The sequence below is a fragment of the Neochlamydia sp. AcF84 genome (assembly GCF_011087585.1).
Lineage (GTDB): Bacteria > Chlamydiota > Chlamydiia > Chlamydiales > Parachlamydiaceae > Neochlamydia.
Genome location: NZ_VJOT01000042.1, coordinates 1 through 19,645, shown reverse-complemented (window position 1 = coordinate 19,645; position 19,645 = coordinate 1). Strand labels below are relative to the sequence as shown.

Genomic DNA, 19,645 nt, shown 5'->3' with positions numbered 1-19,645 from the left:
AGTGGTAACATTCATTATTCAACTAGATTTCTAGGAGGAAATCGTGAGTGAAACAAAACCTTTTATTATTTCTAAAACACTTGTTATGGAGGCCTATAAGCTTGTAAAAGCAAACGCAGGAGCAGCTGGCATAGATCAGCAAACGCTAGAGGACTTCGATCGAAACCTTAAAAGCAATCTTTATAAAATCTGGAACCGAATGTCCTCGGGAAGCTATTTTCCACCGCCTGTAAAGGCCGTTTCAATACCAAAGAAAAGTGGTGGAGAAAGAATCTTGGGAATACCTACGGTAAGTGATAGAATAGCTCAAATGATTGTAAAGCTGATGTTTGAACCTATAGTAGAGCCCCATTTTCACCAAAATTCTTATGCATATAGGCCGAATAGATCAGCTTTAGATGCTGTAGGAATCACTAGGCAAAGATGTTGGAAATACGATTGGGTGCTGGAATTTGATATTAAAGGCCTATTTGACAATATAGACCATGACCTTCTAATGAAAGCAGTAAGAAAACATACAGATAACAAATGGGTTATTTTATACATCGAAAGATGGCTAAAAGCACCTCTTCAATTAAAAGATGGAATTCTTGTGACAAGAAATGCAGGAGTGCCCCAAGGAGGAGTGATTAGCCCAGTGCTTGCCAATCTATTTCTTCATTATGTATTTGACACGTGGATGACAAGGAAATATCCTAGCATGCCATGGTGTAGGTATTCTGATGATGGATTAATACACTGTAACACAGAACAAGAGGCTCAACACCTTCTAACAAATCTAAAGAAACGATTTGAAGAATGTAGTTTGATGCTTCATCCAGATAAAACAAAGATTATTTACTGTAAAGATGGAAGCCGCAAGGGAAAATACAAGGAAACAAAATTTGATTTTCTAGGTTATACCTTTCGGCCAAGACTGGTCAAAAACAGTAAACGAAATAACATATTTATAAGTTTTACACCAGCAGTAAGCCAAGCGGCGCTAAAATCTATGAAAGCAACCATTAGGCAATGGAATATAAGAAATAGAACAGATTTAGAACTTGGAGATATAGCCAAAACGTATAATCCAGTTATCAGAGGATGGCTAGTATACTATGGGAAATATTCTCCATCAGCTCTATACAAATTCTGCAGACATTTCAATAAGACACTAGTGGCTTGGGGAATGCGTAAATACAAGGAACTTGCAGGTCATAAAACAAGAACGACTATCTTTATAGGAAAGATAGTAAAAGAAAACCCAGAGTTATTTGTACACTGGAATAAAGGAATGATAGGAGCGTTTGCTTAATTGGGAGCGGTATGAATTGAGAGGTTCCTGTACCGTTCTAAGAGAGGCTTGTGGGGAAGTTCCACAGGTCGACTCACCATATTGACCATTCTCGCACCAAAGCTAGGCATCCTCAAACCAATGGAATCTGCGAAAGGTTTCACCAGACCATCCAGAATGAATTTTATGCCCTAGCTTTTAGGAAGAAAGTGTGTAAAAATGTTGAAGAATTACAAGAGGATGTGGATAAATGGATGAATGAGTATAATAACGAGAGAACACATACAGGAAAGTATTGTTTTGGCAAGACGCCTTTACAAACATTCTTAGATGCTAAACATCTTGCGCAAGAAAAGATGTTAGACAAGTTACAACTGACAGAAATAGTACCTGCCAGGTAACCCATGTTTGTCAGGTCAAGTACTGTCTAGGACACCTTAAGCGATTTAAAATTAGATTGTGCAACAAATTTTCTGTAAAATCTGAGATCTTTTTCTTCTAACTTATTTTTTTAAGGTGTTTTGCCCCTTTTTAGATTGTTCGCATCAATTTTAATGAGCCCCCCTTCATGGAGTGAGGGGGCACAATTAAAATTGACACTCACAATCTTAAGAGGCAAAAATATTGTTTATCTTTTTTGTTCTCACTCTCTTATCTTCAAGTATACTTTATCACTCATCCAATCCTCATGAATCTCCTGAAGCACTGCTGTAACCAATCTTTCGCATGATTCTTCATTTGGAAACACTCTTACTACTCTTGTGCGTCTCTTAATCTCCTGATTCAGTCTTTCCATCATATTAGAAGTTCTAATTTTTACGTGATGATGGAAAGAAAATTGAAAAAATGTCAGCCCCTCCTCTACATTGTTTTCAAGCCACTCTACAAACTTAAGAGCCGTTTTTTCATACTTTTCTACTGCCATCCTTGTGCACTCTAAAGCTAAATTTAAATTCGGGCAATTAAAAATGTCTCGCATCACTTGCCCTATTTCTTCTTTCATTTCTTTTTTAGGTGCATATCCTTGAGCATTTTGAGCCATATGAAATGTACATCTTTGCCAAGGCACACCAGGGAACACCTCTTTCCTAGCTGATCCTAGGCCACTATGGTCATCTGAAATAATAAGTTCGAGCCCATGCATGCCCCGTTTTGAAGATTTTCAAAAAAGGTTTTCCAATGAATTTCTGCTTCAGAAAGGTTTACTGAAATACCTAAAATCTCTCTCATTCCTTTTTCATTAACGCCTATGGCTGAAAATACGGCTAAATCCCTTACGTAGCCGCCATGTCTAACCTTTTCGTATCTAGCATCTATATAAAGGTACTTTATTCTTTCTAGAGGCCTTTCACGAAAGGCTTTTAACTCTTCATCCAAAAGGCTTGTTAATCTAGAAACTTGAGTAGCACTAATATCAAAGCCACAGAGCTCTTCGGTGATTTGCTTAATACGTCTTGTAGAAACGCCTTGTACATACATTTCGGCTATAGCAAGCTTTAAAGTTCTTTCTGAACGGCATCCCTTTTCTATACATGAGGGATAAAACTTTAAATCCCGCACTTGCGGTATTTTCAGTTTCAATAACCCGGAGCGAGTATTTAAGGTTTTATCTTTAAATCCATTAGAATAGCCTTTCCGTTCTTCTGTGCGTTCATAGGATTCTGCCCCTATACATTTTTTTCGCTCAATTTTCATTAATTCATTCAGTAACTTTTCTCTAACAGGTGCAAAATTGTCAGTGGGTGTAATTAAAAGTGTTGGCAAGATAAGGAAGGATTAATACATACTGAAAGTGTAGTAAAAGGAGGTTGCATATGCTTAACGAAGAAGAAGTTAATAAAGTATTTAATCGCTTAAAGGAGCATCCCAGTCTATTAGAATCCATCAGAGATTTATTAGATATTACCGAAGGAGTTAAAGGGATTGAAGTGGCGGATGATGCTGAATTTGCTCTTATTCCCGAAGTTAGAGGCTTAGGGAAAAAATGCCTTGAGGATTGGGCAAAGCATCAAGTAAATGAACAAGAAGCCAAGGCTCGGGAAATGAAATTAAGACAGCATTCCAAAAAAAACTAAATTGGCATACAACATTTGGGATAGTAGGGATGGAAGAGAGGTGCTTCCTACAAGCAGGACAATTGATTAGACCCTTTTCTTTTTCTTCCAAGGTTAGATGTAGAGGGTATTTTTTACCATTAGAACGAGCAATAACCGACTTTGGAGCAGATATTGCGTTTGGAAAAGTAGGAGAAAAGATGAAGGATCATTATGGAATTGAAGCTCCTTCTTCTATGGTTAGATTGATTACCCAAAAGCATGCAAGCAAAATAGCTAAGCTAAAAAAAGAAGCAGTAAGCCAAGAAGCAATTATTATCAGTGAAACAGATGGAAGTATGGTACCCATTGTGGAGATAGATGAGGCCGACAAATAAGCAAAAAAAGATGCAAGAAAAGCAAGGAAAGTATGTGTGTGCCACGAGCACATCGTAGATGTGCGTAACTATATGAAAGATGAGGGAAAATGACTCCTCGAAGTCGCTTTGCAGGAAGAGATTTCAAACCACCTTAAGCTGCTTTGGTCAAAAGCCAAGGTAGTGAGCGTTAAGGAAAAGGTATGATAAACATATCAGGTGAGGGCTAAGGAGACGAACGAAAGTGAACTATTGGCTCAAGTGTCGAAAGCTTGCTCAATGACGTCAAAACTGGGGGCTGCATACTCTTCCAAGATAAATTTAGGGGAAACCTGTTTACTGCCTAAATGGCGTCCGGCATAGAGATAGCGTGAACTTAGTCTAGGCTTTTGTATGGAACGTGGGAACCTCATAGATGATGTTAAGAGAAAACCATATAAGTGAAGAACACAAAGTGGGAAATATCGAAGCATGTATGAGGGACAGATCAACTCGTAGTAGTGAAGAAGCCTTTGTAATGAAGGGGGAGCGAAGGGGTTGAATTGTTCAATCCACCTCAATAAGTCAAGTAGAAATACGAGGAACTTATGAGGGTGGGGAAAAAAGGCTGGAAAGCTTGAAGAACAATAGGAGCCGTATGAAGCGAGAGTTTCACGTACGTGTCTGTGGGAGCCTAAGGGGGAAGTCCCCTTGGGCGACCCGATTACCTTCTTGACTGTCAAGAAAGGTTGTTTTCCCAGCCTAGCAATCTGCAGAAAAAGAGAGAAATTTCTTGTCATTATAAATGTGTAGATTAGCTTAAGCTTGCTTAGTTGTAGGAAGGAAAGCGGATGACTTGTTTAAAGATAAGATGGCTAAAAATTTTTTATTTCATTTTAGCTCACCCCCATTTAAAAAGCACATATGGCCATTCTACAATCAGGGTTAACGCATTTAATTTTACTTGATAAGTAAAAATATTTTCCTCACAACTTTTCCTTTAATACAGGAGAAGCCATGTCAGAGGATAACACCGTCATTATGGGATTTTTAAAAATTGTCCCGGACCCAAGAATAGAACGATGCAAAAAATACAGCTTAGAATCCATTTTATTTATAGCTCTAACAGGGATGCTCTGTGGGGCAGATAGCTTTATAGAAATTGTAGATGTAGCGGACGCTAATTTAGAATGGTTAAAAAAATATGTAGATCTACCTTATGGAATCCCCGCTCATGATACAGTTTGTAGAGTTTTTTCATTAATAGATAAAAATAAATTTTGCGAATGTTTTTCTGCATGGAGTCAATCACTGCAAAAACATTCATCTAGCGACATTATTGCAATAGATGGAAAAAGTCTTTGTGGAGCATATGGAGAAAGTTTAAAGGGCATGGCCCATATGCTACATGCATGGAGTATAGAAAATGGTCTTTGCATTGCTCAGCAAGCCGTAAGGGATAAATCGAATGAGATAACAGCTTTAAAGCCGTTGTTAGAAATGTTGGATTTAAAAGGATGCATAGTTACTACGGATGCCATTCATTCTCATAAAAAAACAGCGACTTTAATTTCAGAAAGAGGTGGAGACTATGCTTTACCAATAAAAGATAATGAAAAGGATTTTAAAGAAGAAATTGAAATCTTATTTACAGATGCCTTTAAAAATGAGTTTAAAGGTTGTGATGCTGACCATTTTAAAACATTAGAAAAAGAACATGGTCGTATAGAAGAGCGCAATTATTGGGTTTTAGATGCAGCAGATTTACCTAAATCAAAAGAATGGTCTAACTTAAAATCTGTGGGTCTATGTCAGAGGGAGAGAACTCTAAAAGGAAAAGTGACGATAGAACAAGTATATTATGCAATGAGTTTTGAAGTTGATGCAAAGAGGTTTGCCAGAGTGGCTAGAGATCATTGGCAAGTAGAGAATAATTTGCACTGGATTTTGGATGTAGTCTTTGAAGAAGACAAGCAAAAATATAAAGACAAAACAATGGCACAAAATTTAAGTTGTTTGCGAAAAATGGCTTTAAATCTTTTAAAAAAGGATCCTCGCAAAGCATCTTTGCAAGCAAAGCGCTTGAGAGCTGCATGTAATATTACTTACAGAGAAGAACTTTTAAAAAATTTATTTATAATGCGTTAACCCTGATTCTACAATTGAAAACGCTGCCTTATTTCTTCTGCAATATCTTTCAAAGGATTTGCCGTTAATTCAAAGTCTTGCAGCTTAGACAATTGCCCGATTTCTGCAGGCAGAGTGGTGAGCTGGTTTTGATTTAAGTCAAGCCATGCCAGCTGAGACAGCTGCTCGATTTTCGCAGGCAGAGCGGTGAGTTGGTTTTGATTTAAGTAAAGCGCTCGTAGTTGAGACAATTGCCCTATTTCTACAGGCAGGCTAGTGAGCTGGTTTTGATCTAATTGAAGGTTTTTTAGCTGAGACAGCTGCCCGATTTCCATAAGCAAAGCGGTGAGCTGGTTTTGATTTAAGTCAAGCTCTTGCAGCTGAGACAATTGCCCTATTTCTACAGGCAGGCTGGTGAGCTGATTTTGATTTAAGTAAAGCCTTTGTAGCTGAGACAATTGCCCTATTTCTACAGGTAGGCTGGTGAGCTGATTTTGATTTAAGTAAAGCCTTTGTAGCTGAGACAGCTGCCTGATTTCTGCAGGCAGACTGGTGAGCTGGTTTTGATTTAAGAAAAGCTCTTGTAGCTCACGCAGCTGCCCGATTTCTGTAGGCCAAGCGGTGAGCTGGTTTTGATTTAAATAAAGCTCTTGTAGCTGAGACAGCTGCCCGATTTCTGCAGGCAGACTGGTGAGCTGGTTTTGGCTTAAAAAAAGCTCTTGCAGCTGAGATAACTGGCCTATTTCTGGGGGTAAAAGTCAAGCCTACTCTATATAAATCTAAAATCATGATGTTTTTACAATTTTCTTCAATCCAATCTCTAAAAAGCTCCCCTTTTTTCCCTAGAGGCAAGTGCTTAATTTCTTCTCGGCTCAAGTATTCTTCCCCACCAGGAAGCTTTTTCCAAAGTAAAAGGCGATTAACATTTAAGAGATAAGAAGAGTAATTAGCCAGAGTTAAGCCTCTTTTTTCTTCTGTTTTCCATTTAAATTCTAAAGGAGAAATAGATTTAGCTAAGGTAAAAACTTGTTTAAAAACTTGATAAACTTTTTCAGTAGAGGTAAGTCCAGGATTGAGTTGATAAACTTTAGCTAACACAAGAGCTCGCTGGGTAGTGGCATTCACCATGGGAAAATGAAGCTGGGCTATTTTTTTATAAAGAGAAGGCAGCACTTCAGAAGCCAGCAGATGATGCCATCTTTTACACACGCTAAATAAGGAAGGAACTGCGCAAGCCTCTAAGATAGGGAGCAGCAATTCATTGGGCAAGCTTTCAATAGAGACTGAAGAGATAGGATGCATTTTATCTCCTTGAGTAGTAATGACCTTTTATCATTTTTACTTCTTAAAGACAGAATAAAAAAATTAAAAAAGCAAGTCAAACGAATTCGGATCCTCATCAATAAAAGATAGCTCCTTGATGATCTACCACTGGCGCTTTTTTTCCGGATAGATTTAAGGAAAGGGGGGCCTTCCAAGCATTTAGGAGTAGCCACAGGTTTTGAGGATTAAGTGACGCGGCAATTTTGGTTTGGTTAATTCGCCTTAAATTAATATTCTAGGAGCTCTTTTTTTAATGCTATATTTTCTTTACAATTCAATCATTATAAAGCTCTTAATTTCTTGCAAAGTTTACTATGAAACCAAGAGCCTATCCCGATAATCTGCCTATCCAAAACATTATAAGACTAAAATTTAACAACCCTTTCCAATACTTCACTTGTCTTTCCCATCGCACAACGATTCTTCTAAACTTTCGTTGTAGCCAAGATATGGCTCTTTCAACTTGCCACCTCCATTTCTTGAGCTGGCAGGCAATCACCTCAGCTTTCTTGATAGCCCCTATTCTTCGTCTAGGTATAAATGGATATATTTTCCTTTTTAGCAGCTTCTCCCTAAGTTTCTCTGAGTCGTATCCTTTATCAGCTTCTAAAATAGGTATGACTTGGCTGAATTCATAAAGCCTTTGCAGCTTATCCATATGCGGATCAATCAACTTTTCCACCTGTTTCCTTTCATCTCCTTTAGCGCTGGTTACTTCAAAGCTTAATGGACTGCCATTGCCGTCTACTAGAAGATGGGTAGTCATGCCTTTACCCTTGTAACCATAGTCTATTAACTCACCGCCTCCCTTCCCCCCCTGAAAAAAAAAACCATCGATGGCTAGTCTTTCCCAATTAATCATTCCCGCTACATCTGCGCATTCCTTTAATGCCGCTAGCAAGCTATCTAAAGTTCCATCTTCTTGCCATTTACCTAGCCACCGATGAGTAGCAGATCTTGATCCCCAATTCGGTCCTTTAGGCAGATCACACCAACGTGAGCCGGTAATCAAAATCCAAAATAAGCTATTACAAATCTTTCTCCAGGGAGTATGCGGCTTTCCCTTTAAATTTTTTGGAGGATTCTGCGGCCAAAGCGGTTGTAAGATTCTCCATTGAGTATCTGTAAGTCCTTCAAATCTTCCTGGCATACATCTTCTCCTTCTTAAAAAAGAAGAGTATACACTAGGATTTAAATTTCTCAATATTATCGGGATAGGTTCAAACAAGCTAAATAGCCAACAAGGCCGCCTTTCTAAATTCCGCCTTAGTGGCGAACTCAATCAAAATCATCCTCTTATTTAAGCTATCTTAAGTTGATTGGATGGGAGCAGCTAGAGGAAGAATTTAATAAGTTGTTTGTAGAAAAATAGGCTAACCAGCTAGGCCTGCAAGGTTAGTTGTAGGGCTCCTTACCTTGTAATACTTGTAGGAGATTTCTGATAAAAATGTAGCGTGTCGATGGGTAGAAAATGCTTACTGGCAATATTTTTGTGGGTATGATTTTGGCACCATGCGCACCCATCCTATTTCTTTAATTAACACGAGTTATCGAATAAGGAAATAATTGAAAAAAGACCTTTACCTGGTTTAAAAATGTTTTTCACCAAAAAAACTTAAAGATAGAAGGTCAAAATGATCGAAAAAGATAGCCACTTGTTAATCTCCATTAACATGGCATGTTCTTAAGGAAATCCTATTGTTGCCTCTCTTCTCACTTATGATATGCTTGCATTTCTTAAAGTAAGGCTTTCCTAAAATTACTTCGCTATACAATACAAGCCACTCCTTAAAGCCTTTCAAAGAGTCTATCAAGGACTACAAAATTTACTCAGAAATTCTAGGCCTGCCTGAGACGAGTTAGAAAATAAAATGTAATAAAATGGCTTGCTGTCAGAAGTAGAGCCATAACACTTCAGACTATGGGTTTAGCAAGAGGCCCTTTCTATAGGGGAGAAATTTTACGAAAGAGGGTAGCGGGCTCTTATAAAGCCTAATAAAGCTCTTATTTCAAGATTTGCGGCCTGATACAACGACTTTCAAGTTATCTAGCAATTCACAAATAAGGGATTGATGGACTTTAGAAATCGAGACGCTTTTTTGATCAAGGATTGCTGTAAGCTTCTTGAGTTGTTGAATAGTATTTTCTCCCCAATTTGGCCCCCTTTTATCTTTGTCTTCTAAAGGGAAAAGCTCTCGAATTTTAATTAAGAGTTCAGCTTTTGTTTCCCCTTGATAAGACTCTACAAAATTTTGCTTTTTTTCTAAAGGGGCTTCTCGGCTTGCCAAAGTATAAACGGCCTGACGAGGCATCGCTTCAATTTGAGGACGCAATTTTTTGGGGAGCTGCTCATAAAATTCATAATACTGTAAGAAATTATAAGGGGTTTGACGGTTGCCATAGGCTGCTAATAGCCAAGCTGTAAAAGCACCATCCCTATAACGCGTGAGAATGGATTGAGCTTTTTTTATGCGTTCTCCATGCAAAATTGCAGCTTGGTTGTTGATTGCTTTGACTTCAGAAGTAATAGAGGTTAGAGAGGTAAAGTCTTGCTCCAAGTCTTCCTTGCCTACGGCATATTGACGCAATAGATTAAGAAGAAATTCTTTTTCTTTATCATTTAATTCACTGAGGCTAAAAATCCCCGAAAAGCTGGTAAGATTTCCACTGGCTGATTGCTTAGCTAAGGCAGACATTTTAGAAGTTTGACTATTTTTCTTGAGACGCTCTGATATCAAGCTGTTAACATGGCTCATGGTTTTTTGTATCCTTAAGGATTTGAAGGTAAAGAGTGGTAAAAATTTTATTAGTTAAGGCGTTAATTTTTAGTCTAAAAGTGGGTCTTTTTTCTTAGCGATCATCTTTTATGGGCGGGTCAATGTAAAGCGGCTTGACATTATAAGCGTTTGAGAAGTTCTTTAGTTAAGGCAATATAGTCTTCAGCTGCCCTGCTATTAGGTACAGTATCAAAGATGGGCTTACCAAATATGGAAGCTTCTGATACACAGATGTCTCTACGTATTTTAGTTTTTAAAAGTTTTTTTGGAAAAGTTTTATCGATGACTTCTAAAAAAGCCTCATTGCTTTTTCCACGAGGGTTCCAAAAAGATAAAATCACTCCTAATAAATTTAAAGGGTGGCGTTGCCCAATGCTTTCCATAAACTGCGAGAGTCTTTCCAATCCTTTAACGCTGTAGAATTCTGGGGTTGCACATACTAGCGCATGCTGAGCGGCAATCAAAGCCGATTCAGTTAACCAACAAAGAGAAGGAGGGGTATCAATAATAGTAAAATCGTAGGGAGCATCTTTAATACAGTCACTTAATCTCTCATGAGAGTAGCGGTCAGAAGCCAGCTGACCAGTCACTTCCACTCGCTCGAGCCATGTATCTGCAGGAATAAGATCAAGGTTGCCAACACTAGTCTTCTTGATAACTTCTTTTAGAGTTTTATTACCTTGCAAAACTGTAGCCATGCTATCATTTTCATCAGGGTCAAATCCTAAGCCTGTTGTTAGGTTGGCTTGTGCATCAAAATCTATTAAGAGCACCTTCTTTTTATGAAACTTAGCTAAGGCAGCCCCTAAATGCAAAGCACTAGATGTTTTAGCTGTTCCTCCCTTAAAGCTGCTAATAGCTATACAATGCATGATGAGGAAATCTCCTTTTTAAAAGGTGTTTCCAAGCTTCGGCTCTTTCTTTCTTGCTCTATCTGTAGGATTAATTCATCCAGTTTAATTTGGCCATGTACTACATTGTCACGAGTGCGCAGATTAATGGTCTTATTCTCCTGTTCTTGATCACCTACAGTCACAATGTAGTTAATCTGGGCAAGCTGAGCATTACGGATTTTTTTGCTGACAGATTCGCTGGCATCATCTACATCTGCATGAAAGCCCTTTTTTTTCAGTGTAGCGCATATTTCATCAGCATAAGGAGCATGTCTATCAGCTACTGTCAAAATACGCAATTGAAGGGGGCTAATCCATAAAGGAAATTTTCCTGAAAAATGCTCAATTAAAATACCAAAAAATCGCTCCACAGAGCCAAAGATGGCCCGATGCAGCATGACAGGCCGTTGCCTGCTTCCGTCAGCTGCAGTATATTCTAATTGGAATCTTTCGGGAAGAGCCATGTCCAATTGTATAGTTCCACATTGCCAAGTACGATTGATGGCATCGCGAATATGAAAGTCAATTTTAGGCCCATAAAAAGCCCCATCGCCTGGATTAATTTTATAAGAATATCCTGACTCGTCTAAAGCTTCTTTCAAGCCTTTGGTAGCCATTTCCCATTCTTCATCGCTACCGATTGTATTCTTTTCCGGACGGGTGGAAAGTTCCAAATGATAATGCAATCCAAACGTAGTATAAAGGCTGTCGGCCATATGAAGAATAGAAAGGATTTCCTGTTTAATATCACTAGGCTTCATGAAAATATGAGCATCATCCTGATGGAAGCTACGGCAGCGAAATAACCCTGATAAGGCGCCTGAGGGTTCATAACGATGTACATTACCTATTTCAGCCACACGTAGAGGAAGTTCTCGATAGCTATGTACTTGAGATTTATAAAAAAGCATACAGCCAGGACAATTCATGGGTTTGATGGCATAATCATGGTCCTCAATAGAAGAGGAAAACATGTTTTGCTTGTAGTTAGTCCAGTGGCCTGAAAGCTCCCACAGTTCACGGGCCATCAACGTAGGAGTTTTAATTTCAATGTAGTTGCCCTCTTCTAAATATTCTCGAATGAATTTTAATAAGGTGTTCCAGATGATCATCCCTTTATGATGAATAAAAGGCATACCAGGAGCCTCCTCCTTAAGAGAGAATAGATCCAGATGAGGTCCTAAGACTTTATGATCTCGTTTTTTAGCTTCTTCGATTTGCTGCAAATATTCTTTAAGCATTTTACGATCAGGAAAAGAGATGCCGTAAATACGAGTGAGCATTTCTTTTTGAGGATCGCCTTTCCAATAAGCTCCCGAAGTTTTCATTAACTTTATGGCTTTAACCTTTCCTAAATTAAAAAGATGGGGCCCGCGGCAAAGATCAAAAAATTCACCTTGATGGTAGCCTGTAAGCTCCGAATCAAAGCTGTTGATTAATTCAGTTTTGTATTTATTATTTGCAAAAGCTTGTAGTGCTTGTTCTTTGGAAGAAAAAATTTCTCGTTGCGTGATATAGTTTTCGCCAATGATAGCCTGCATTTCTTTTTCAATTTTTTCAAAATCGTTTTCTGAAATATTTAGGTTGGCAAAATCATAATAGAAACCATTCTCGATCGGTGGTCCGATCGTGGGCTTAGCTTCTGGATAGAGACGAAGGACCGCTTGGGCTAGTATATGAGCAGATGTATGCCAGAAAATCTCTTTGCCTTTAGGATCTTCAAAGCTAAAAAATTCGACCTCATCTCCTTCACTTAATTCTTGCGACAGGTCATATTTTTTTCCATTAATACTTACCCCTAGAGCTTGATGAGGGCCCCGAAGATTCATCTTTTCTGCTAAATCTCTAGCTGTACTTTTTTCAGGAATTTCTATAGGTTGCTGGTTATTCAATTTGACGAACATAGTAATTAGCTTATCCTTAAGATGATAATTAATAATAACCTTCCTTAAAACATTTGGCAAGGAAAGAAATTGTCGAAGTTAACAGACAATAGGGAGGCCATGCAAGTAAAAAAGAGGAAATGAGGAGTCCATAAGCCTCGATGGATGGTTTAAGCAAATAAAAGCTTTTAGTTAATATGTTTGTTGTAATTTATTTAATTTAATTATTTTAATGTTAATTAATGGTTTTTTTTACTTAAATCTACTCTTTATATAATATGCTTGTTAATGTTATGGTTTCGCCATCTACCATTTATCTTGAAAATTTAGGATGAGTATGCTTAAATTTTTTAAGCTCTTATTGTAGAGTCTGCTCTTTTAAGACTTCTTATCTTCAATATTCTACATATGAAATATTCTTCCTTAGAACGCATACTTTCATGGTATCACGATGAAAAAATTGCTTATAAAGAGCTTAATGCTTATAGCTGGGGATGGGGCAAACATTGTGGCATTTTGCAGTGGCATTTTGGCGACTCTAGCAGCTTTATCTTTAATTCCGTACAGGGCAGATGATAAAAATTTAAGAAAAGTGGGACTACGCCTGATTTACAGGGATTAAAGATATAGTAATAGGGATTAATCAAAAAGCTATAAACTCATTATCAAATCCTTTTTTCTCTTCATATGCTGGCAATAAGCCAAGGAACTGATTTTTCAAAGGATTTAAGGAAAAGGGAATAGGCATCCATCCAGATAAAACTACCTAAAAGGGAGGATGCACAGGGTTTTTTAGAAAACATGGGCAAGGATTTTTTAATTGAGATGAAAAGAGATCGAAAGGCTTTAGCGCGAAGTTAGAATGGCTTAGGAGGAGAATGTAGATCTAAAAAAAGTCTTTGAAGTCGCACTGCTAGCATAAATGAGGCAAAAAATCTTGTAAAAAAGGATGTCGGTTGACAGAGTTTGGCTAAGAAAGAAAAGGGAATGCAACCAAGAGACCGTGATATAGGGAGAGACAATCAAATATCTATAAAAAGAGATCCTAAATATCTTAAGAAAAAATAGTTTTTCTCTCCTCCATTCTTAATCTTTTAATCGGGGTGGTAACTTGCCTACTGTTTTTTACGTTGTTTTAAACAAATTAACGGAGAATAAGCTTTAAGAGGCTTTTGCTTATTGAATGCTTTTTTGTAACTTATTGTCTCCTTATAGATGATAAAAAAAATTAGACATAAGGTTGTAGAATTGGAATTTGAGAAAATTTTATCTTTTTTATACAGTTCACCCTATCCAATAAACGATAGAAATTTTTTTGCTAGAATTTTTACTTTTATTTCTCAGCGCCGCAAACGCTTTCTAGCTAAGGATGCTGATAATTTGAAACGTGTTTGCAGCGAGGAATACGATGAACTTTCCAAGAGATTAGATCTATCAAAATTTCAAGAAAGTTGCGCAGTGCGTAATGTATTAAAAACTAGGAGGTTAGCTAATCTACTAATCAATGATAAAGGAGAGTTAAATTTTGCTTTACTCACTAAAGTTATCCATCTTATTTCCCAGCACCTCTACTTTCTAGGCCCTGAGCGTCAACATGACTCAGTACGTCAGGAGCATCTCTTAAAAGCTTTGAAAGTATTAAATGAGGATAAAGATGTTCAAAGACAGCTGCACATCATTCAAAAGCCTTACTCCAATAAAATTGCTGAACAGCTAATTATTGCTACCTTGCAGCTACCTGAAAAAACTACTCTTACTAATGCTCATGCACGTCGGGCAGCGCTTTCGGCTTTTCTTTGTTATCTTAGGCAAAATATAGGTTCTTGTTTTGCTACTGCTCCCTGCCTTATCATTCATGATGAGCAGCCTCTTAGATTTTTATTAGATATTGATGAGTTGCTAACTACAGGGCGATTAAAAAGGACTTGGGGTGGAGCGGAATATTCTGTGCCTTTAAGCCCTTCCTGGGGCTCAGGAGATCTTAAGAAAGTCATCTCGACTTCCCTAGCAAATTTATCTCTATCTCCAGGCTTAATAGCTGCCTGCGAGGTAGTAGGGTTAGTCGATGCAGAAGCAAAGCTAGATGCAAAATCTCTCAAGTTAAAAGCGTTAGTCCAAGAGATTATAAAAGTTCAAGATGAAAATTTTATCTTTTATATTTCTGCTGAACAGCTGCTTAAAGTAATTTTGCTAAAATATTTTAATATAAGCGCAAAGGATTTAGAGGATTACCAACAAAAAACCTCAGGGTTGATGCAAAGTAGCTTGATGTTTCAAGTTCCTCAAGCAGGCTCTAGTAAAGGCCAAGCCTGCGCTAATTTCTTACTTCACTACGACAAAGCTAAAGAAGCTTTTAAGGCCCTTGCCGATAATGCTCTTTTAAAAGCTTGGGAGTTTACAGTGGCCAGCTTTGCGGAAGATAAAGCAGGTTTTACTCAGTGGAATCTGTATGCTAGCTTAGGCTTAGAACCGCAAGAAAAAGGAGGAATTGGCCAGTGTTTACATGCTTTCTTACAAAAAAAGCTTGAGGAGACCCAAGCTAAAATGCAAAATTTGGAGGAAGAACATGCCCAAATTTATGCCCAAGTGAAGTATTTAGAAGGACGTATGCAGCATGCTTCTGAAAAAGAAGCTGCCTGGTTAAAAGCCGAATATCAAAGTAAGCGCAATGAGTTTTATACTTTCGAGGATTTAAAAAACAAAACTCATAGGAAAGCCTCAAGGTATGCAAGCTTATTTAATCTAATCATTCAGTATTATACAGAGCTTTTCCCCAAGTATTTTCAGGAAGTATATGATGCTGATATGCATGATTTTACTTCAAGCCCTTATGACGATAGCCCTGCAGGCTTTCGATTGCTTTATAAATTTGGGAGGAACAATCCGGCTTCTTGGATGCGTATTTATGAACCCTCTCAATTCATTGATTCTTTAGCAAGCTTTTTTTCAACCACAGAAAGTGAAATAGCTTCGAGCGCGGAATTGGAGGGGATGAAAGATGAATATGCCGAAATGGTTACCGCTATTATTTCGCATGTGCGAACCCAAGAATTTTTGGAGACCTCCTTTCATCGCATGGCAGCAGCTCATCACTCCCGTATAGTTCCCTCTCCTTTAGAACATTTAGACCAGATTGAAAAGAAGCCCTGGTGCTATACCTCGGGGGGTAGCATGGAAACTTTAGTAGCTACCTACTTTCGACGGGATAGCAAGCCAGTAAAAATTAGCCGCTGGATAGAAAGCCCTGTAGAATTTTTGGTTTTTTTAACAGATATTATGAAACAATCTCCTCCTTCTATTAGCGAAAGGTTTCTTAAAGATAATACCAAGCTTATGCTAATGCACTCTCCTACCCATGCCTTTGGCTTTAGACCAGGCTTGAGTCCTTTTAAAGAAGCTTGGGCAAATGATGCTTTTACTTATACATGGATAAGGGACAATTTGATTGCCCCTATGTCTAATTTCATTGAGCGCATACGCTTAAATAATGAGATGTTAGATTATCTTGTCGACTCTATTTCTCAAGGGCTACCCGCACGTTATAGGCATTCTTTTAGAAAGAAATTTACAGGTTTACCCGCTCCTATGAAAACAGTAGATTTTCGAAATTATTTATTAGAGCAAATCCAACAGGAGCGGGGGCTAGGGGCACAAGAAAGAGCTGCGCTTTCGTCCGATGTAATTGATGGAACTTTATACAGCTTATTGCCATTATTTTCTCTAGAAGAGTTAGAAGAACGCGTAAAAAATGTTTTTAAGGAACTAAAGGATATTATCTTTATCGATGAAAATAAATTTCCACTACAAGCTTGTTTAAGGGCTTTGATTAAAAGTTCCCCGAAGACTAAAGTTGTTACCTCTCAAGCCTTACAAGATATTTGTAAAGCGATTGTATGCCTTTATCTAGATCGTACTTGTTGCTCTATAGATTATCATCGCCGCGTGATCCAAGCTGTTCAAAAGCTAGGTTATGCTATGCCTAGCTCAATTTTTTTTGCAGATACCAATTGGGTAAAAGATTATTTTGCCTTTGTGGTCAATCCTGGCAATGGCTCTTTAGAGTTATGGCGGGTAGATGTTTTAGGGTCAACAGGCTACCCGATGAGCCTTTGGGAGCATTGGTTAAACGGCTCTCAACGCCAGTCTCAATGGGGAGTGTATCCACGTCCTTATGAATATACTTTCTAGCTTTATCAAGCGCTCAGGATGAATCCATTCAAACAAGCTTTAGAACACCCTTAAAAATTAATTAATTTATTAGGTTTTTTTATCTACCTCTGTTTATTGGCAAGGCTAGAAGTGGTTTTTTACCTAGTTTAAAACTATTTTTTCATTTTAAATAGATCCCGCTTATCTAAAACCATTTTTAAAATTAAGGCACAGGTTTTTATACATGCTTGCATAAGAAGTTGTAGAAAAGAGTATTGTTAGGCTAATGTCCAAGTAACCCTATCTTTTTCATCAGCTTTTGCATTTTTCTTGTTAAAGCTGTCTTAGAATACCGTTTAATTAAGCTGCTGATATAGAGTTTAAAAAGTAAATTCATCCCTACAAGCTGACCCTTTCTTTAAGAATGTAACCTTTATTAAGTATCTGCTTGCATAAAGGGCTGCCCAAAAGCACACAACTCTTCCTTTTTAGGTAGAAAATCATCCAAGGTAATAAAAAACTCCACTAGCTATTAAACGATTAAAATTTTCACTGCGGTCATTAACTTATCTTTTTTTTTCATTATTATGAAGTTTAGCTTCTAATGTTATTCTCGGCTTTATTTCCATCCTTTAACATTTAGCTTAGTGTCCTTCTCACTGGCTTTTCAAAGGGCTTTTCTGTAAGGATATAACTTTATTAAACACTATAAACATAATTTAAAATTTCTCATTTATCCGGAATAAGTATTGACTTTTAGCCGATTAATCTTTAAAAGATATGCATCGAAAAGTACGATTGAAAGCAATTTTAGCTTTTTATGATTAATAGCTTTAGTGTCATACTTACAGGCATTAGAAGCTAGTTACTCATAATAAAAAAGCTAATGTTGAACACTTAAACTTGCAATGTAAGTAATAACGGAGAAGTCATGAAACATTATACACTACTTTTCTCGCTCTTAGCGCTCATGGGTATAACATCTATTACCAGCGCACAAGAGATTGAGAATAATAGATTGAGTCAAGAAGGAAGATTGAACGAAAGAGATTTCAATGCCCTTCAAGAATATATTTCAACTAAAAGAAACGTAGATCTTGCCGAGAAAGCCAACAACTTAAAAATAAGTGGCGATGTTAGATCTGAATGGCGTCATGTGAATGAGAAAGGCGTTCTTCCTAACACTAAAGAAGGAAAAAGTGTTTTTTCTCAAGCCCATTATGTAAGTGATGGCGATTATAAAAAACTGCGAGGCGGTAACGCTACAGATCCTTACACGGTTAAAAAAGATGTTACTCCTCGTGGGTTACCTCTATCGCGCAATGATTTTAATGTTGAATTCAACGTCTTCTTTAAATATGAATATGAGCGTGCCTATGCCGTAGCTCATTTGCAATACGATAATGCATGTGGGGTTTCCGACAATGGCTGGTTAGATTTTGGTCAAGATCCTGCCGGATACCATGGTAGCGGCGCAGGAAAAGATTTTAGTTTAAAAAGAGCTTATTGGGGATATAACATCTACGAAGGTGGCGGCACTCGCTTCGATATTGAAGTAGGTCGTCGTAAACTTTACGATGTTTTGGAGTCTGAAGTACAGTTTGGTAGCCGTATGGATGGTATCGCCCTTTACTATAGTGGAAGTACTGAAGCTATAGGAGAATGGTATTGGACAGTAGCTGGTTTTGTGGTGGATGAACGAGTTAATCACTTAGCCTATGCTACAGAAATTGGCTTAATGAATATCAAAGATTACGGACTAGATGTTCAATACTCTTTCATTAACTGGAACAAATATGGCCGCAACCGTTTTTTTGTAAGAAATCCTAATGGCTTTAGATTTAAAACATCTCAGCTTACTCTTACTTATCACTTAAATCCTGATTGGTTCTGGGGCAAGCCTACTCAAATCTTCGGTGCTGTGCTTTATAATGGCGAAGGACGTCATAGATCAGGTGCTTATGAAGGTCGTAGAGACGAACTCAACCCAACCCAATTGTATGTTCACCATCATCAGAACCACCATCATCGCTCGGATAACCGTCAAAAATGGGGTTGGTACCTTGGTTTCTTGATCGGCCAGGTTGAAAAAGAAGGCGATTGGTCTTTTGAAGCTCAATACCAATGTGTACAAGCTTATGCAATGCCTGATAACGATACTAATGGCATTGGTCGCGGAAATATCCTCGAAGAGAGTATTACTTACCAAGGACGTGGTAACACTAACTATAAAGGATGGAAATTCGAAGGCTTATACGCTTTAACTGACAACTTGTCTCTTGATTTTAAACTAGAATTAACAAGAGCAGCTAAAAAGAGTATTGGTGGAAAACATCATTATTCCAATTTTGTAGCCGAAGCTATTTACTCTTTCTAAATTGAGAGAGGCAATCTAGCCTAAATACAAAAGCTAAAATTTGGTGTCTTCGATGCCAAATTTTAGCTTTTTGATTAAATCTTTCCTTTTTCTCTCCTATATCCTTACTCTTCAAAAATTGTTAAAAGCCCATTAAATAGCCCCTAGACTCTCTACCTCAGCAAAAAAACATTCCTAAAATATTTGCTAATCAACGATGGTTTTAGTTTAATTAAGTACTAAATTCCTGTAGATAGGGATTAAAAAAATAAGATTAAAGAAACTTATTCTCTCTTTCCTATCTATGTAGGCCGAAAGATTATTTGTTAGGCTTGTTGAAAGATTTATTTATTTTTTGGGCGTTGTTGCGTAAATGCTAAGAAGTGTATGCGATAAGATTGCTCTTTAACACATAAGAGCTATAAAATTAGTTTGCAACAACAAAAATATAGGCAAGCTATGGAAAAAAAGCTCA

The 19,645-nt window shown here is 37.7% G+C and carries 13 protein-coding genes and 2 pseudogenes; 8 read left to right on the top strand and 7 right to left on the bottom strand.

Features of this window, described 5'->3' with window-relative positions:
* The first annotated feature begins 43 nt into the window (after positions 1 to 43).
* Together ltrA and NEOC84_RS04160 are read left to right on the top strand one after the other, a co-directional pair.
* Positions 44 to 1,294, top strand: coding sequence for a group II intron reverse transcriptase/maturase (gene ltrA, locus NEOC84_RS04165; RefSeq protein WP_166155601.1), 1,251 nt, complete (start codon positions 44 to 46; stop codon positions 1,292 to 1,294).
* 80 nt (positions 1,295 to 1,374) lie between these two features.
* Positions 1,375 to 1,674 (top strand): annotated as a pseudogene (locus NEOC84_RS04160) (integrase core domain-containing protein); the annotation flags it as partial.
* Positions 1,675 to 1,916: 242 nt separating this feature from the next.
* Here the strand turns inward: NEOC84_RS04160 and NEOC84_RS09910 are convergent.
* Positions 1,917 to 2,968, bottom strand: a pseudogene (locus NEOC84_RS09910) (IS256 family transposase).
* 119 nt (positions 2,969 to 3,087) lie between these two features.
* Between NEOC84_RS09910 and NEOC84_RS04145 the strand changes: the two are divergent.
* The 3 genes from NEOC84_RS04145 to NEOC84_RS04135 all read left to right on the top strand — a co-directional run bounded on the left by NEOC84_RS04145 (position 3,088) and on the right by NEOC84_RS04135 (position 5,810).
* A complete protein-coding gene (locus NEOC84_RS04145) occupies positions 3,088 to 3,348 on the top strand; it encodes a hypothetical protein (protein ID WP_166155595.1) in 261 nt (86 codons plus the stop codon).
* Between the two features lie 29 nt (positions 3,349 to 3,377).
* The gene (locus tag NEOC84_RS04140) at positions 3,378 to 3,704 is read left to right on the top strand and encodes a hypothetical protein (protein ID WP_166155593.1); all 327 of its coding nucleotides are present in this window, start codon (positions 3,378 to 3,380) and stop codon (positions 3,702 to 3,704) included.
* A gap of 975 nt (positions 3,705 to 4,679) precedes the next feature.
* A complete protein-coding gene (locus tag NEOC84_RS04135) occupies positions 4,680 to 5,810 on the top strand; it encodes an ISAs1 family transposase (protein ID WP_166155591.1) in 1,131 nt (376 codons plus the stop codon).
* Positions 5,811 to 5,818: 8 nt separating this feature from the next.
* Here the strand turns inward: NEOC84_RS04135 and NEOC84_RS09770 are convergent, their stop codons facing one another.
* The 6 genes from NEOC84_RS09770 to thrS form a co-directional block, all read right to left on the bottom strand.
* Positions 5,819 to 6,475 (bottom strand): leucine-rich repeat domain-containing protein, encoded by a 657-nt coding sequence (locus tag NEOC84_RS09770; RefSeq protein ID WP_347566642.1) that lies wholly within the window; start codon positions 6,473 to 6,475, stop codon positions 5,819 to 5,821.
* Entirely contained in the window at positions 6,378 to 7,091 is a 714-nt protein-coding gene (locus tag NEOC84_RS09905) for an F-box protein (protein ID WP_242678188.1), read from the bottom strand. Before NEOC84_RS09905 ends, NEOC84_RS09770 begins: the two co-directional genes overlap by 98 nt.
* 349 nt (positions 7,092 to 7,440) lie before the next feature.
* Complete coding sequence (locus NEOC84_RS04125; protein ID WP_166155589.1) at positions 7,441 to 8,262, bottom strand: IS5 family transposase; 822 nt, start codon at positions 8,260 to 8,262, stop codon at positions 7,441 to 7,443.
* 859 nt (positions 8,263 to 9,121) lie between these two features.
* Entirely contained in the window at positions 9,122 to 9,868 is a 747-nt protein-coding gene (locus tag NEOC84_RS04120; RefSeq protein ID WP_166155587.1) for a CT583 family protein, read from the bottom strand.
* A gap of 140 nt (positions 9,869 to 10,008) precedes the next feature.
* Positions 10,009 to 10,761, bottom strand: a complete 753-nt coding sequence (locus tag NEOC84_RS04115) for a ParA family protein (RefSeq protein ID WP_039386553.1) — start codon at positions 10,759 to 10,761, stop codon at positions 10,009 to 10,011.
* Positions 10,749 to 12,686 (bottom strand): threonine--tRNA ligase, encoded by a 1,938-nt coding sequence (thrS, locus tag NEOC84_RS04110; RefSeq protein ID WP_166155585.1) that lies wholly within the window; start codon positions 12,684 to 12,686, stop codon positions 10,749 to 10,751. Before thrS ends, NEOC84_RS04115 begins: the two co-directional genes overlap by 13 nt.
* 387 nt (positions 12,687 to 13,073) lie before the next feature.
* Between thrS and NEOC84_RS04105 the strand changes: the two genes are divergently transcribed.
* From NEOC84_RS04105 to NEOC84_RS04095, 3 genes are all read left to right on the top strand, one after another.
* A complete protein-coding gene (locus tag NEOC84_RS04105) occupies positions 13,074 to 13,241 on the top strand; it encodes a hypothetical protein (RefSeq protein ID WP_166155582.1) in 168 nt (55 codons plus the stop codon).
* 672 nt (positions 13,242 to 13,913) lie between these two features.
* The gene (locus NEOC84_RS04100; protein ID WP_166155580.1) at positions 13,914 to 16,853 is read left to right on the top strand and encodes a hypothetical protein; all 2,940 of its coding nucleotides are present in this window, start codon (positions 13,914 to 13,916) and stop codon (positions 16,851 to 16,853) included.
* Positions 16,854 to 17,745: 892 nt separating this feature from the next.
* Entirely contained in the window at positions 17,746 to 19,191 is a 1,446-nt protein-coding gene (locus NEOC84_RS04095; RefSeq protein WP_166155577.1) for a hypothetical protein, read from the top strand.
* Positions 19,192 to 19,645 lie beyond the last annotated feature (454 nt).

What these genes read in the sequence shown, in the direction of transcription:
- NEOC84_RS04135 (WP_166155591.1), top strand. Translation starts at nt 4,680, where the DNA reads ATGTCAGAGGATAACACCGTCATTATGGGATTTTTAAAAATTGTCCCG.
- NEOC84_RS04140 (WP_166155593.1), top strand. Translation starts at nt 3,378, where the DNA reads ATGGAAGAGAGGTGCTTCCTACAAGCAGGACAATTGATTAGACCCTTT.
- NEOC84_RS04105 (WP_166155582.1), top strand. Translation starts at nt 13,074, where the DNA reads ATGAAATATTCTTCCTTAGAACGCATACTTTCATGGTATCACGATGAA.
- NEOC84_RS04125 (WP_166155589.1), bottom strand. Translation starts at nt 8,262, where the DNA reads ATGCCAGGAAGATTTGAAGGACTTACAGATACTCAATGGAGAATCTTA.
- NEOC84_RS04095 (WP_166155577.1), top strand. Translation starts at nt 17,746, where the DNA reads ATGAAACATTATACACTACTTTTCTCGCTCTTAGCGCTCATGGGTATA.
- thrS (WP_166155585.1), bottom strand. Translation starts at nt 12,686, where the DNA reads ATGTTCGTCAAATTGAATAACCAGCAACCTATAGAAATTCCTGAAAAA.
- NEOC84_RS04145 (WP_166155595.1), top strand. Translation starts at nt 3,088, where the DNA reads ATGCTTAACGAAGAAGAAGTTAATAAAGTATTTAATCGCTTAAAGGAG.
- NEOC84_RS04120 (WP_166155587.1), bottom strand. Translation starts at nt 9,868, where the DNA reads ATGAGCCATGTTAACAGCTTGATATCAGAGCGTCTCAAGAAAAATAGT.
- NEOC84_RS04115 (WP_039386553.1), bottom strand. Translation starts at nt 10,761, where the DNA reads ATGCATTGTATAGCTATTAGCAGCTTTAAGGGAGGAACAGCTAAAACA.
- NEOC84_RS09905 (WP_242678188.1), bottom strand. Translation starts at nt 7,091, where the DNA reads ATGCATCCTATCTCTTCAGTCTCTATTGAAAGCTTGCCCAATGAATTG.